Origin of the sequence: Streptomyces avicenniae (assembly GCF_000719135.1) — a bacterium.
In the GTDB taxonomy this organism is placed as follows: domain Bacteria; phylum Actinomycetota; class Actinomycetes; order Streptomycetales; family Streptomycetaceae; genus Streptomyces; species Streptomyces avicenniae.
In genome coordinates, this window is sequence record NZ_JOEK01000001.1 from 1 (window position 1) to 14,590 (window position 14,590).

The window sequence follows — 14,590 nt, forward strand, 5'->3', positions numbered from 1 at the left end:
GGCCGAAACCGGATCATCGTTCGACTTGCATGTGTTAAGCACGCCGCCAGCGTTCGTCCTGAGCCAGGATCAAACTCTCCGTGAATGTCTCACGCGAGCCGATACTCGCGGCACCCCGGAATCAAGGGGTGCCATATTCAATCAATCAAAACATTGGCATTGACTTTTGGCACGCTGTTGAGTTCTCAAGGAACGGACGCTTCCTTCAAAACCCTCTCGGGCCTCTCCGGGCGCTATCGGCGTTCCCGGGCAAGCTCGAAGGACCTTACGGACCGGCTCAGGCAGTGTCAAGTCGAGACCTGCGCAGGGGCGATAACCCCTGGCAGGCGGCAACTTCCGGCTCCTAGGCTGGGTTGCTTTGGCGCCTTGACCCACAACGGAGTTGGGGTGTCCACGGGGGTGCCTGGGCACCCGGGGCAGGGGAGGCGGGAGTGGTGGGGACATGCAGGGATCGGGCATCTATCCGTCGGTCGCGAGGAACAGCTTCCGGCGCTACGCGACCTACCGGGCGGCGACGTTCGCGGGTGTGGTCGCCAACACCGTCTTCGGCTTCATCCTGAGCTACACGTTCATCGCGCTGTGGGACCTGCGACCGCAGCTCGGCGGCTACGACCAGGCGCAGGCGCTGACCTTCGTCTGGGTCGGGCAGGGGCTGCTGGCCTGCATGTCGCTCCTGGGCGGCGGGCTGGAGTCGGAGTTGCAGGAGCGCGTACGCCACGGCGACATCGTCATCGACCTGTACCGCCCGGCCGACCTGCACCTGTGGTGGCTCGCCTCGGATCTGGGCCGGGCACTCTTCCACCTGCTCGGCCGGGGCGTCGTCCCGATGGTGCTGGGCGCCCTCGCGTTCGACCTGGCGCTGCCGCTCGACCCGCTGCGCTGGCTGGCGTTCCTCCTCGCCGTGAGCATCGCGATCCTGGTGAGTTTCGGAATCCGATTCCTGGTGGGGCTCTCGGCTTTTTGGCTGATGGACGGCGGGGGCGTCTCGACGATGTACGTGATCCTGTCGATGTTCTTCTCGGGAATGCTGATGCCCCTCACGGTCTTTCCCGGGAACACCGGGGACCTCGCGCAGTTGCTCCCCTGGGCGGCGACGCTCCAGGTGCCGGCCGACGTCCTGCTCGGCCGCCACACGGGGAGCGGGCTCCTGGCGGTACTCGCGCTGTCGGCGGCCTGGGCGGTGCTGTTCCTGTTCCTGGGACGCCTGGCGCAGTCGGCGGCGACGCGGCGGGTGGTGGTCCAGGGTGGGTGAGGCGGTGCGGGCCTACATGCTGACCGCCGGGATGTGGATGCGTTCGACGATGACCTATCGGCTTTCGTTCGCGCTCACTTTCTTTGGCAATATCGTGCTGACGAGCCTGGATTTCGTCGCGATTCTGATCATGTTCGCGCATGTGGAGGCGCTCGGTGGCTTCTCCGTCGCCGAGGTGGGGCTGTTGTACGGCACCACGAGTTTCTCGCTGTCGGTCGCCCATGTGCTGACGGGCGAGCTGCACGAGGTGGGTTCACGGATCAGGGACGGGTCGCTCGACGTCATGTTCGTGCGGCCGGTGCCCGTGCTGGTGCAGCTGGCCGCCGACCGCTTCGCCCTGCGGCGCCTGGGCCGCGCGGCGCAGGGGCTCGCCGTCCTGGGGTGGTCGCTCCCGCAGCTCGACGTGGACTGGACGCCGTGGCGCGTCGCGCTGCTGGTGACGATGCTGCTCAGCGGCGCGGCCATCTTCATGGCGATCTACGTCCTGGGCGCCGTCTTCCAGTTCTACGCCCAGGACGCCGCCGAGGTGCAGAACTCCTTCACCTACGGCGGCAGCACGCTGCTCCAGTACCCGCCGACGATCTTCGGGCGCGAGCTGGTCCAGGGGGTGACGTTCGTGGTGCCGCTGGCCTTCGTGAACTGGATCCCGACGATGCGGCTGCTGGGGCGGGACGACCCGCTGGGGCTGCCGGGGTTCGTGGACTTCCTCTCCCCCGCCGTGGCGGCGGCGCTGCTGCTGGTGGCAGGACTGGCGTGGCGCGCGGCGCTCGGTACCTATCGGAGCACGGGAAGCTGAGGAGAAGGCGATGGGCGAGGCACTGATCGAGGTGCGGGATTTGGAGAAGGTCTTCCACGTACGGCGGAGGGCCGGGCGGTGGCGCCGCACGCGCGAGGAGGTCAGGGCGGTGGACGGGATCTCGTTCACCGTGGACCGGGGCTCGATGGTGGGCTACATCGGGCCGAACGGCGCCGGGAAGTCCACGACGATCAAGATGCTGACCGGCATCCTGACGCCGAGCGGCGGGCGGCTGCGCGTCGCGGGGATCGACCCGGCGCGGGAGCGGACGCGGCTGGCGCGGCGCATCGGCGTCGTCTTCGGGCAGCGCACCACGCTGTGGTGGGACCTGCCGCTGCGCGACTCGTACGCGCTGGTGCGGCGGCTGTACCGGGTGGAGGAGGCGCGGTTCCGGGCGAACATGGAGCGCTGCGTCGAACTGCTCGACCTGGCCGAGCTGTTGCCGGTGCCGGTGCGGCAGCTGTCGTTGGGGCAGCGGATGCGCGGGGACATCGCGGCGGCGCTGCTGCACGATCCCGAGGTGCTGTACCTGGACGAGCCGACGATCGGGCTCGATGTCATCAGCAAGGCAAAGGTGCGCACGTTCCTGCGTGACCTGAACAAGGAACTGGGCACGACCGTGCTGCTGACGACGCACGATCTGTCGGACATCGAGCAGTTGTGTTCACGCGTGATGGTGATCGACCACGGTCGGCTGATGTACGACGGCGGCCTCGCCGGGCTGCGGGAGATCGGGGACGGCGAGCGGACGCTCGTGGTCGATCTGGAGCGCGAGCTGCCGCCCATCGAGGTGCCCGGCGCGCGGACGGTGCGGGTGGAGGGGCCGCGGCAGTGGCTGGCGTTCCCGGCGTCGGCGAGCGCGGCCCCGCTCGTGGCGGCGGTGGCGGCCGGTCACCCGGTGGCCGACCTGTCGCTGCGTGAGCCCGACATCGAGGACGTGATCGCGCGGATGTACGTCAGGGGGGCCGCCGGAGCGCCGGAGGTGGTGTGAACCCCACCCCCGATACGGCCACCCGCACCATCGTGCCCGACCCCCCGTGAGCGGCACCGTTTCCTCCGTCAGGACAGGACCCACCGGTGGAGGAGAAGAACGTGACGACGGCTGTGGCGACCGGGGTGGTGAGCACGCGGGCCAGGGGGGTCGTGAAGGCGTACGGCACCGGTGAGACCCGTGTGACGGCGCTCGACCACGTGGACATCGACATGGAACGGGGACGGTTCACGGCGATCATGGGGCCGTCCGGCTCCGGCAAGTCCACGTTGATGCACTGCCTGGCCGGGCTGGACACCGTCTCCTCCGGCCGCATCTGGCTGGGCGACACGGAGATCACCGGGCTGAAGGACAAGCACCTCACCCGGCTGCGGAGGGACCGGATCGGGTTCATCTTCCAGGCGTTCAACCTCCTCCCCACCCTCAACGCCGCCGAGAACATCACCCTCCCCATGGACATAGCCGGGCGCAAACCCGACAAGGAATGGCTCGCCCGCGTCATCCAGACCGTCGGCCTCGCCGACCGCCTCAAGCACCGCCCGGCGCAGCTGTCCGGCGGGCAGCAGCAACGCGTCGCCGTCGCCCGCGCCCTCGCCGCACGGCCGGACATCATCTTCGGCGACGAGCCCACCGGCAACCTCGACTCCCGCGCCGGGGCCGAGGTCCTGGCGTTCCTGCGCCGCTCGGTTGACGACCTGGGCCAGACCATCGTCATGGTCACCCACGACCCCGCAGCCGCCGCGCACGCCGACCGCATCGTCTTCCTCGCCGACGGCCGCATCGTGGACGAGATGCACCACCCCACCGCCGACCGCGTCCTCGACCGCATGCGCGACTTCGACGCCAAGGGACGCACCTCATGACCGTCCTCAAGACCTCCCTGCGCAACTTCCTCGCCCACAAGGGCCGCATGGCCCTCTCCGGCACGGCGGTCGTCCTCTCCGTCGCCTTCGTCTGCGGCACCCTCGTCTTCAGCGACACGCTCGGCGCGACCTTCGACCGGTTCTTCGCGTCCACGACCGCCGACGTCACGGTGGGCCCCGCCGAGGAGGAGCACGCGCAGGACACCGGCCACGCCCGTACGGTGCCCGCCGCGCTCGCCGAGCAGGTGGGCGGGATCGACGGGGTCGCCGCGGCCGAAGGCGTCGTCTCCACCACGGAGGTCACCGTCGTGGACGCGGACGGCGAGGACGTGGCGGAGGACAGCGCGGGCCCCACCCAGGCCGGTGACTGGGGCCCGGCCGCCCTGCGGTCGATGGAGCTGACGGACGGCCGCGCCCCCGAGGGGCCGCGCGAGGCGCTGCTCGACGCGGACACGGCGGAACGCGGCGGCCTCGCGGTCGGGGACGCGCTGCGCGTCGTCGCGGCGCCGGGCTCGTTCGACGTGACGGTCAGCGGGATCGCCACCTTCACCACGCCCAACCCGGGCATGTCGATGGTGCTGCTCGCCCCCGGCCCGGCCCGCGAGCTGCTGCTCGGCGCGGCGGACGCGGTGAGCGAGGTCCAGGTCACGGCGGCGGACGGCGTGTCGGACGGCGAGCTGAAGCGGCGCGTCCAGGAGGCGCTGGGCGCGGACGCGTTCGACGTGCGGACGGCGGCCGAGGTGGAGTCCGACCTGACGGACGAGGTCGGCTTCCTGGAGTACGTGCGCTACGGGATGCTCGGGTTCGCCGCGCTCTCGCTGCTGGTCGGGGTCTTCCTGATCGTCAACACCTTCTCCATGCTCGTCGCCCAACGCACCCGCGAGATCGGCCTCCTGCGCGCCCTCGGCTCCAGCCGACGCCAGATCAACCGGTGGGCCTGGAGGTCGAGCTGTCGGAGCTGACGGTCTCGGCGTCCACGCCGGTCGTCGGGCTGGTGGTCGGCGTGCTGACGACCGTGGTGGCGGCGTGGCTCCCGGCGCGGCGGGCGGCGCGGACGAGCCCGATGGCCGCGCTGCGGGAGGCGGCGTCGGCAGGTCCCGAGCGCGCCGGACGGGTACGGGCCGCGCTGGGGCTGCTGCTGTGCGGCCTCGGCGGGGTGGCGCTGGTCGCCGCCGCGGGGGCGGAGGACGTCGGTGACGGCGGGGCGTACCTGGGCGTGGGCGTGCTGCTGACGCTGGTGGGCGCGGTGGTGGTCGGGCCGCTGCTGGCGGGCGTCGTGGTGCGCGGGGTGGGCGCGGTGGTGCTGCGGCTCTTCGGCCCCGTGGGGCGGATGGCCGGGCGGAACGCGGTGCGCAACCCACGGCGTACGGGCGCGACGGCCGCCGCGCTGATGGTCGGTCTGGCGGTGGTCGGGGCGCTGTCGGTGGTCGGCTCGTCGGTCGTGGCGTCGGCGTCCGACCAACTGGACCGTGCGGTGGGCGCCGACTTCATCCTGGACACGGCGACGGAGCAGCGGTTCACGGCGGAGGTGGAGGCCGCGGTGCGGAGCGTGCCCGAGGTGGCGGGCGTGACGCACGTGTCGGCGGTGTCGGCGGAGATCACCACGCCGGACGGCGCGGAGACGGCCGAGGAGCTGGTGGCAGCCGATCCGTCGTACGCCCTGGACATGCGGGCGGAGACGGTGGCGGGCGAGCTGGCGGACGCGTACGCGCCGGGCGCGATGTCGGTGAACGAGGTGTTCGCGCGGGAGCACGGCCTCGCGGTCGGCGACGCGCTGTCGGTGCGGTTCGTCGGCGGTGAGACGGCGTCGCTGCGGGTGGCCGCCGTCACGTCGGACGACTCGCTGCTCGACCAGGGCGCGAAGTACGTGTCGCTGGAGACGGCGCGGGCGCATCTCCCGGCGGATCTGGTGCCGCTCAGCTCGGTGTTGTTCGTGACGGCGGTGGACGGGCAGAAGGCGGCGGCGCACGAGGGGCTGCGCGAGGCGCTCGCCGGATACCCGCAGTACAGCGTGCGCGGCCAGGGGGAGTACAAGGAGCTGCTTGAGGAGGGGATCGGGCAGATGCTGAACCTGGTCTACGGCCTGCTGGGGCTCGCGATCGTCGTGGCCGTGCTCGGTGTGGTGAACACGCTGACGCTGTCGGTGGTGGAGCGGACGCGCGAGATCGGGCTGATGCGGGCGGTCGGGCTGTCGCGGCGCCAGTTGCGGCGGATGGTGCGGCTCGAATCGCTGGTGATCGCGCTGTTCGGCGCGCTGCTGGGGCTCGGGATCGGGCTGACGTGGGGCGTGGTGGGGCAGCGGGTGCTGGCGTCGCGGGGGCTGGGGGTGCTGGAGGTCCCGTGGGGGACGATCGGCGCTGTCTTCGCGGGCGCGGCGGTCGTGGGGCTCGCGGCGGCGCTGCTGCCCGCGTTCCGCGCGGGGCGGATGAACGTGCTGCGGGCGATCGCGACGGACTGACGCGGCGGGGCGCCGTGGGACCGGCACACCGCCGGTCCCGCGGCGCCCGTTCGTTCAGCGCTGTCCGCCGCCGAGTACGCGGCTGCGGTCGTGCGCGGCTTCGAGCGCGGCGATGAGCGCGGCCCGTACGCCGTGGTTCTCCAGCTCGCGGATGGCGCTGATCGTCGTACCGCCTGGGGAGGTGACGGCCTCGCGGAGCCTGACGGGGTGTTCGCCGCTGTCGCGGAGCATGACGGAGGCGCCGACGGCGGACTGGACGATCAGGTCGTGGGCCTTGTCGCGGGGCAGGCCGAGGAGGATGCCCGCGTCGATCATGGCCTCGACGAGGAAGTAGAAGTACGCGGGCCCCGAGCCGGACAGGGCGGTGGCGGCGTCCTGCTGGTGCTCGGGCAGGCGCATCGTCCGGCCGACGCTGCCGAAGATGGCGTCGGCCCAGTCGAGGTGTTCCGCCGTGGCGTGACGGCCGCCCGAGATGACGGACATGGCCTCGTCCACGAGCGCGGGTGTGTTGGGCATCACGCGGACGACGGGGGTGCCCGCGGGCAGGTGTTCCTCGATGAACGCGGTGGTGACCCCGGCGGCGGCCGAGACGACGAGGCGGTCGGGCGGCAGGTCGGGCGCCAGCTCGGTGAGGAGGGCGGCCATGTCCTGCGGCTTCACGGTGAGGATGAGGATGCCCGCGCTCTTGGCGGCCCCCGCGGTGTCCGTGGTCTCGATGCCGTAGCGCTCGCGGAGGGCGGCGGCGCGCTCGGGGCGGCGCGCGGTGGCGAGGAGCGCGTCGGGAGCGCGGCCTGACCTGAGCAGGCCGCCGAGCAGGGCCTCGCCGATCTTGCCGGTGCCGAGGACCGCGATCTGGGGGGTCGTTGAACCGCTCATGCGGTCATCCTCGCACCACGGGGGGTCACGCCCCGGCGGCGTCCGGAGTACGGGCGGCGAGCGTGAGGCGTACGACGTAGCGCTCGGTGACCTGGCCGTCGGGGAACGCGGCGGTGGCGGCGGCGCGTTCCGCGGCGAGGAGGGGTGCGGTGGTCGCGGGGCCCGCGACGGTGAGGTAGGAGTGGGAGGCGAGGTTGGCGAGGTGGGCCTCGACGGGGACGGTGCGCTGCCAGGGGACCTCGCACGTGAGGACGGTGAGCGGGAGGCCGAGGCCGCGGATGACGGACGGGGCGCGGCGGCTCATGTCGTGGCCGTGGTAGCGCGGGAGCCCTTCGCGCAGGCGCTGCCGCTGGGCGGTGGCCCAGGGGTCGTCGGGGTCGGGGGTGTTCCACCACAGGGCGAGGGCGCCGGTGGGGCGCAGGACGCGGAACGCCTCGGGGACGGAGCGTGCGGGGTCCGTCCAGTGCCACGCCTGGGCGTAGGTGACGAGGTCGAACGTGGCGGGGGCGAACGGCAGGTGGTCGCCGTCGGCGCGGACGAGCGGGGTGGTGGGGAGCGTGGCGCGGAACTGGGCCGCCATGCCGGGCCCCGGCTCGGCGGCGGTGACGCGGGCGCCCCGCTCGTGGAGGGGGCGGGTGCCGAGGCCGGTGCCCGCGCCGACGTCGAGGACGTCGGATTCGGCGAGGGGGCGGCCCGTGAGCTGTTCGACGGTGTCGTACAGGGCGGGCGGGTAGGTGGGGCGGGCGGCGGCGTAGTCGGCGGCGATGGCGTCGAAGGACGTGGCGTAGGGCCGCGGGCTCGCGGGCAGGCCGCTGCGGGTGCTGGCTTCCGGCCGGGTCATGGTGGGCCATTCTCCGGGGGCGGGGGGCATCAGTCCAGTTCGCGCATCATGCGTTCCATCGAGGAGACGGACTTGCGGGTCTCGGTCAGTTCGTCGGTGTAGCGGCGGAGGATCTCGGTGTTGTCCTCCAGGAGGTCGGCGTACTTGGCGGCGAGGCGGCGGTAGTCGTCCTCGCGGCGGCCTCCGAGCCGGGCGCGCCAGGCGGCGGAGACCTGCCACACGATGACGATGAGCAGGACGAACACGCCTATGGAACCGGCGGCTGCGGCCCAGGTGCCCGCGGGGTCGTCGGCAAGGGTCACCATCGAGTCGTTCACGGTCTTCTCGCTTTCCTGGCGGACGTGCGCGGCGGGTCCTGCGCCGGTCCGCCGTCCGGCTCGGGTGCCGGTTCCGGGGTGGGGAGGGTGAGGGTGCGTGCCGCCTCGGCGACGGTGGCGGGGGTCAGCTCGTAGACGAACGGCGTGACGTCGAAGTACTTCATCGCCTTGCCGTCGGCGCCGGTCTCGGTCGAGCCGGTGACGAGCCCCGCCGCCTCCAGGCGCGCGAGGTGCATGTGGAGCAGCGGGCGGCCGATGCCGATCTCGCGGGCGAGGCGGCTGACGTAGTTCCGCCGTTCCGTCAGGGCGGCGAGGATGCGGATGCGGTGCGGGTTGCTGAGGGCGGCCAGGACGGTGAGCAGCTGGTTCCCGGTGGGAGCGGCGTCGGGCTCGTGCGGGGGGCGGACCTGCCCGTCGCCTCCGGCGCCCATGCCGTCCCTCCCTCCGCCCGACCGTCCCGGTCGTCCTGTGGCGTCCCGTCGCGTCCCGCGGCGGCACACAGGCAGCGTGGCAGGCGACCGCGTCACCCGTCAACAATTCCTGACAGGTGTCGGGGTCGGTTCCGGGACGACTCAGGGTCAACCCTGAGACGCGGCGGCCTCGCGCGCGGTCAGCGGCGCCTGCGGCGCTTCGGGCTGCCTGACCTGCGGCTCGCGCGACGGCGGTGGCGTTCGAGCGCGGCCTCGTGGTCGAGGCGCAGCAGCTTCTCGCCCGGCGCCTCGACCACGCTGCGCATCGCGTACGCCAGCAGGAGGCCGACGAATCCGACGATCTTGATGCTGCGGAACGCCGACTCGTCGGTGGCGCCCGCGGGCCGGGGGCGGGTGTAGCCGCTCCACGCGCGCGTGAACGCGATGGCGGTGCACAGCACCAGCGCGAGGATGACCAGGGACCGCAGCCACGACGCCGTGTCCGTGCCCGTCAGGGCTATGACGCTCAGCCACAGCAGGAGGATTCCCAGTAGGGTGAGCACCGCGGCGCCGAGCGTCAGCAGGACGCGGCGCAGGGCGTAGCCGCCGGAGTGGTCCACCCAGGTCGTGCCGTAGAACCGGAGGGGATCGGGGGCCGGTTCCCGGTCGGCGTCGGATGCGGGCTGCCGTGCAGACTTGGACATGCGGTCGATTATCTCCGTCGGGCGGCGGCGCCCCCACCCCAGTACGCTGTCCCCCGGCGATGGGGCATACCCGGGGGGAGATGCCATGACGAACGACCGGGGCACGGAGCCGGAGCGCCTGGGCGAGTACGTGGTGGAACGGCGGCTCGGCAGCGGCGGGATGGGCGTCGTCTACCTGGCGCGGACGGTCGGCGGGCGGGCGCTCGCGGTGAAGGTCGTACGGCCCGAGTACGCGCGGGACCCGGGATTCCGGGCGCGCTTCCGCCGGGAGGTGGCGGCGGCGCGGCGCGTCAGCGGCGCGTTCACGGCGCCGGTCGTGGACGCGGACCCGGAGGGCGACCCGCCGTGGCTGGCCACGCTGTACGTGCCGGGCGGATCGCTGACGGACCGGGTGGACCGGGACGGGCCGCTGGCGCCTGGCGAGGCGACGCGCGTCGGCGCGCAACTGGCCGAGGCGCTGCGGGACATCCACCGCTGCGGGCTGGTGCACCGCGACCTCAAGCCGGGGAACGTGCTGCTCGCCGAGGACGGCGTCCGGCTGATCGACTTCGGCATCTCCCGCGCGCTGAGCGACAGTCACCGGCTGACGGAGGACGGCGCCGTGCTGGGCTCGCCGCCGTTCATGGCGCCCGAGCAGCTGACCGGCGGCGCCGAGGTGACGGTGGCGGCGGACGTGTTCGCGCTGGGCGCGGTGGTGGCGTACGCGGTGACGGGCCGCAGTCCGTTCGAGTCCGGCGGGGATCCGCTGGCGGTGGCGTACCGCGTGGTGCACGAGGAGCCGGACCTGGACGACGTGCCGGACGGGCTGCGGGAGCTGGTGACGCGCTGTCTGGCCAAGGACCCGGAGCAACGGCCGGACGTGGCGGAGCTGCTGCGGATGGCGGTGGAGGCGGACAGCAGGGAGCGCGCCGGGCCCGGCGGTCCCGCGTACTGGCCGGAGCCGGTGCGCGAGCAGCGGTCGGTGCCGCTGCCGGACACGGCGCCAGGGGTGCCCGCGCGGCGCCGCAGGCGCTGGACGGCGGCCGGGGTGGCGGCGGCGGTGCTGGCGGTCGCGGGGGTCGGCGTGTGGCTGGCGGCGCCCTGGGGTGACGGCGGGGGCGGCGGGCAGGTCGCCACCGGTGAGGGTGACGGGCGGGCGGCGCCGTTCAGCCCCTGGGAGAAGGATCTGCGGGACTTCGGCGTCCTCGACGCCGCGACGGGCGGGTTCTCCTGCGACGACGCCGGGTCGGGGCTGCTGTGCACGAGCGGCGGGGAGCTGTCCGTCCTGCTGCACCCGGACGGCGAGGAACGTTTCCGCCACCGCGGGCCGCGCGACGCGGTGCTCGGCCCGGCGGGCATCCCCGGCGAGGACGGCACGGTCTACACCCGCTCGGACAAGGGGCTGGTCGCGCTCGACGCGGACGGCGAGGAGCTGTGGGAGATCGACGCCCCCGAACTGATGGGCACCCTGCGGACCCTGGACGACACGCTCGTCCTCCAGAACGGCGACAGCACGCTGCGCTTCTACCGGACGGACGACCGCGAGCAGGCAGGGACGTGGGAGGCGCCGGGCCGCTACGTCACCGCCACCGCCGCGCACGGCGACCGGCTGCTCGTGGAGACGCGGGACGACGCGTCGGGCGGCGACCCGCAGCTGATGCTGCTGGACGCGGCGGCGCGCCCCCTGTGGTCCCTGCCCGTGACGCCGCCGCCCGAGGCGGCCGGGATGCTGGACCTGATCGGGATGGACGGCGAGGCGGCGTACTTCCAGGAGTTCGACCCCGAGGTCCCCGCGATCACCGCCGTCCTGGCGCTCGGCCTCGGGGCGACCGGCGAGTGGACGCGGACGGAGCTGCCGCAGCCGTCCGACCCGCGCGGCGTGCTGGGCGACGGGGCGGTGTTCATGTCGTCCGTCGGCGGCCAGGTCACGGCGGTGGACGCGCTGGAGGGCGAGGTGATGTGGGACGAGGACACCGGCGTGCGTACGGCGTCCGCACCCACCGTGACGAACGGCTCGCTCTACCTGTCGGACGCGGAGGGGCGGCTGTACGCGGTGAGCGCGCGGGACGGGTCCGTCACCTGGCGAGGCGAGCCGCATCCGGGCTCGCCCGGCCTGGGCAGCGACGGCTGGGCCCCGGCGCCCGTGGTGACGGACGAGGGCGTGGCGTACGTCGTGACCCTCGGGAACACGCTGTACGCCACCTCCATCGACGACTGACGGCGCCCGCGCGCGGGGCCGCGGCGGGGCCTCAGCCCTCCAGCAGGCTCACGTCGCGCACGGCGCCCTTGTCTGCGCTGGTGACCATCGCCGCGTAGGCGCGCAGCGCGAGCGACACCTTGCGGTCACGGGACGCCGGGGCGTACCGGCCGCCCAGCGCCTCGCGGCGCGCGGCCAGCTCGTCGTCCGGCACCTGGAGGTCCATGCGCCGGTTCGGGATGTCGATGCGGATGGTGTCCCCGTCGCGCACGAGCGCCATGGTGCCCCCGGCGGCCGCCTCGGGCGAGGCGTGGCCGATGGACAGGCCGGAGGTGCCGCCGGAGAAGCGGCCGTCCGTGACCAGCGCGCACTTCTTGCCGAGGCCGCGTCCCTTGAGGAACGACGTCGGGTGCAGCATCTCCTGCATGCCGGGGCCGCCGCGGGGGCCCTCGTAGCGGATGACGACGACGTCGCCCTCCTTGACGCGCTTGGTGAGGATCGCGTTGACCGCATCCTCCTGCGAGTCCAGGACGACGGCCGGGCCCTCGAAGACCCAGATCGACTCATCGACACCCGCGGTCTTCACGACGGAGCCGTCCTCGGCGAGGTTGCCGTACAGGACGGCGAGGCCGCCCTCGACGGAGTAGGCGTGCGCCAGGTCGCGGATGCAGCCGTTCGCGGCGTCGGTGTCGAGGGTCTCCCAGCGCTCCGACTGGGAGAAGGCGGTGGCCGAACGGACGCAGCCCGGCGCCGCGTGGAACAGCTCGACGGACTCGGGCGACGGGGAGCCGCCGCGGATGTCCCAGCTCTTCAGCCAGTCGGCGAGGGAGTCGCTGTGGACGGAGTGCACGTCCTCGTTGAGCAGCCCGCCCCGGTACAGCTCGCCGAGGATGGCGGGGATGCCGCCCGCGCGGTGGACGTCCTCCATGTAGTACGAGCCGTTCGGCGCGACCTTGGAGAGGCAGGGCACGCGGCGCGAGAGGGCGTCGATGTCCTTCAGGCCGAAGCCGAGCCCGGCCTCCTGCGCGGCGGCGAGGAGGTGGAGGATCGTGTTGGTGGAGCCGCCCATGGCGATGTCGAGGGCCATGGCGTTCTCGAACGCGGCGCGGGAGGCGATGGCGCGGGGCAGGACGGTCGCGTCGTCCTCGTCGTAGAAGCGGCGGGCCAGCGCGACCACGGTGCGTCCGGCGTCCTCGTACAGGGCGCGGCGGGCGGTGTGGGTGGCGAGGACGGAGCCGTTGCCCGGCAGGGACAGGCCCATGGCCTCGGTCAGGCAGTTCATCGAGTTGGCGGTGAACATGCCGGAACAGGAGCCGCAGGTGGGGCAGGCGTTGTTCTCGATGCGCAGGAGGTCCTCGTCGGACACCGCGTCGTTGGCCGCGTCGGCGATGGCGTTGATCAGGTCGAGCTTGCGGACGGTGCCGTCCACGAGGGTCGCCGTGCCGGACTCCATCGGGCCGCCGGAGACGAAGACCGTCGGGATGTTGAGCCGCAGGGCGGCGTTCAGCATGCCGGGGGTGATCTTGTCGCAGTTGGAGATGCAGATCAGCGCGTCGGCGCAGTGCGCCTCGACCATGTACTCGACGGAGTCGGCGATCAGGTCGCGGGAGGGCAGCGAGTAGAGCATGCCGCCGTGGCCCATCGCGATGCCGTCGTCCACGGCGATGGTGTTGAACTCACGGGGGATGCCGCCCGCCGCGCTGATCGCGTCGGAGACGATCCGGCCGACCGGCTGGAGGTGCGTGTGGCCCGGCACGAACTCGGTGAAGCTGTTGGCGACGGCGATGATCGGCTTCCCGAAGTCCTCGCGCGCTACGCCGGCGGCCTGGAGGAGGGCGCGGGCGCCCGCCGCGTTACGGCCGTGGGTGACGGTACGGGACCTCAGTGTCGCCATGGTGATCTGCTCTCCTCACGAGGCTGTGCGGCTACCCCGTCGAGGCTACGCCTTGCGCCCGCGCTTCGGGACCGCGATACCGCGATACGAGACGTACGCGACGGGCGCGCGCGCTCACGCGGGGGCGGGCGCCGCGTCGTCGGGCACGGGGTCGGCCGGGTGCGGGGCGAGCAGCGGCAGGAACCGGACGCCTGGCGGGGTGGCGGCGCGCGCGGCGAGACGTGCCTCGCACATCTGCGCGAGGACGTCGTAGCCCTCCTTGCCCATCATCTCGACCAGCTCGGGCCGGTAGGTGACGAACAGCGCCTCGCTCGCGGTGTGGGCGGCCGGGGCGCCGGTGCACCACCAGTGCAGGTCGTGCCCGCCGCCGCCCCAGCCCCGGCGGTCGTACTCGCCGATGGAGACGACGAGGATCTGCTCGCCGTCGGGCCGCTCCACCCAGTCGTAGGTGCGGCGCACGGGGAGCTGCCAGCAGACGTCGGGCTTGGTCTCCAGCGGCTGGCGGTCCTCGGCGAGGGCGAGGGTGTGCAGGGCGCAGCCCTCGCCGCCGGGGAAGCCGGGACGGTTCAGGAAGATGCACGCGCCCTGGTGGCGGCGGGTGCGCAGCTCGCCGTCCTCGTCGGGCTCGGTCCAGCCGCGCTCGCCCGTGCCCTCGCCGTGGAACTGCCAGGTCTCGGGCGTGAGGCGCGCGGCGTGCCCGGCGACGCGGCGTTCGTCGTCCTCGTCGGAGAAGTGGGCGCCGAGGGAGCAGCAGCCGTCGCTCGCGCGGCCCGCCTGGATGCCCTGGCAGCCGCGGCCGAAGACGCAGTTCCAGCGGGACGTGAGCCAGGTGAGGTCGCAGCGGAACAGCTGCTCGGGGTCGGCGGGGTCGGGGAACTCGACCCAGGCGCGGGCGTGGTCGAGGGAGACCTCCTCGCCCGCGGCGCGCCGCTGCGCTCCGTCGAGCTGCTTGTGCGCCTTGCCCTGCTTCGCCCGCTTCGTCTTCGCCACACAGTCAGAGTAGTGGGACGGT

12 protein-coding genes, 1 rRNA gene and 1 pseudogene are annotated in these 14,590 nt (G+C 73.1%); 6 read left to right on the forward strand and 8 right to left on the reverse strand.

Annotation, left to right across the window (positions count from 1 at the left end; genetic code table 11):
• Positions 1-85: ribosomal RNA gene (locus tag IF27_RS00005) — 16S ribosomal RNA — on the reverse strand; the annotation flags it as partial.
• Positions 86-442: 357 nt separating this feature from the next.
• Between IF27_RS00005 and IF27_RS00010 the strand changes: the two genes are divergently transcribed.
• From IF27_RS00010 to IF27_RS00030, 5 genes and pseudogenes are all read left to right on the forward strand, one after another.
• Positions 443-1,252 carry an ABC transporter permease gene (locus IF27_RS00010; protein WP_052847111.1) on the forward strand — a complete coding sequence of 270 codons (810 nt, stop codon included), beginning with the start codon at positions 443-445 and terminating at the stop codon, positions 1,250-1,252.
• 16 nt (positions 1,253-1,268) lie between these two features.
• Positions 1,269-2,048, forward strand: a complete 780-nt coding sequence (locus tag IF27_RS00015) for an ABC transporter permease (RefSeq protein ID WP_052847838.1) — start codon at positions 1,269-1,271, stop codon at positions 2,046-2,048.
• Between the two features lie 10 nt (positions 2,049-2,058).
• On the forward strand, positions 2,059-3,039 hold the full coding sequence (locus IF27_RS00020) for an ABC transporter ATP-binding protein (protein WP_052847112.1): 981 nt from the start codon (positions 2,059-2,061) through the stop codon (positions 3,037-3,039).
• A 128-nt stretch (positions 3,040-3,167) separates the two neighbouring features.
• Positions 3,168-3,902 carry an ABC transporter ATP-binding protein gene (locus IF27_RS00025; RefSeq protein WP_052847839.1) on the forward strand — a complete coding sequence of 245 codons (735 nt, stop codon included), beginning with the start codon at positions 3,168-3,170 and terminating at the stop codon, positions 3,900-3,902.
• Positions 3,899-6,360 (forward strand): annotated as a pseudogene (locus tag IF27_RS00030) (ABC transporter permease). The gene IF27_RS00025 and the pseudogene IF27_RS00030 overlap by 4 nt, the downstream one beginning before the upstream one ends.
• A gap of 54 nt (positions 6,361-6,414) precedes the next feature.
• Here IF27_RS00030 and proC read toward each other — a convergent pair.
• The 5 genes from proC to IF27_RS00055 form a co-directional block, all read right to left on the reverse strand.
• On the reverse strand, positions 6,415-7,236 hold the full coding sequence (gene proC, locus IF27_RS00035; RefSeq protein WP_052847113.1) for a pyrroline-5-carboxylate reductase: 822 nt from the start codon (positions 7,234-7,236) through the stop codon (positions 6,415-6,417).
• 25 nt (positions 7,237-7,261) lie between these two features.
• The gene (locus tag IF27_RS00040; RefSeq protein WP_052847114.1) at positions 7,262-8,077 is read right to left on the reverse strand and encodes a class I SAM-dependent methyltransferase; all 816 of its coding nucleotides are present in this window, start codon (positions 8,075-8,077) and stop codon (positions 7,262-7,264) included.
• 29 nt (positions 8,078-8,106) lie between these two features.
• Entirely contained in the window at positions 8,107-8,394 is a 288-nt protein-coding gene (locus IF27_RS00045) for a hypothetical protein (protein ID WP_420821963.1), read from the reverse strand.
• Positions 8,391-8,825: an ArsR/SmtB family transcription factor gene (locus IF27_RS00050; protein WP_110945383.1), complete on the reverse strand. Its 435-nt coding sequence runs from the start codon at positions 8,823-8,825 to the stop codon at positions 8,391-8,393. The genes IF27_RS00045 and IF27_RS00050 overlap by 4 nt, the downstream gene beginning before the upstream one ends.
• Before the next feature lie 179 nt (positions 8,826-9,004).
• Positions 9,005-9,508 carry a hypothetical protein gene (locus IF27_RS00055; protein ID WP_052847115.1) on the reverse strand — a complete coding sequence of 168 codons (504 nt, stop codon included), beginning with the start codon at positions 9,506-9,508 and terminating at the stop codon, positions 9,005-9,007.
• An 85-nt stretch (positions 9,509-9,593) separates the two neighbouring features.
• Here IF27_RS00055 and IF27_RS00060 point away from each other — a divergent pair, with 85 nt between their 5' ends.
• Positions 9,594-11,705: a protein kinase domain-containing protein gene (locus tag IF27_RS00060; protein ID WP_052847116.1), complete on the forward strand. Its 2,112-nt coding sequence runs from the start codon at positions 9,594-9,596 to the stop codon at positions 11,703-11,705.
• 31 nt (positions 11,706-11,736) lie between these two features.
• Here IF27_RS00060 and ilvD read toward each other — a convergent pair whose 3' ends face one another.
• Entirely contained in the window at positions 11,737-13,578 is a 1,842-nt protein-coding gene (gene ilvD, locus IF27_RS00065; protein ID WP_052847117.1) for a dihydroxy-acid dehydratase, read from the reverse strand.
• Positions 13,579-13,692: 114 nt separating this feature from the next.
• Positions 13,693-14,568, reverse strand: a complete 876-nt coding sequence (locus IF27_RS00070) for a DUF3109 family protein (protein WP_052847118.1) — start codon at positions 14,566-14,568, stop codon at positions 13,693-13,695.
• Positions 14,569-14,590: the final 22 nt, after the last annotated feature.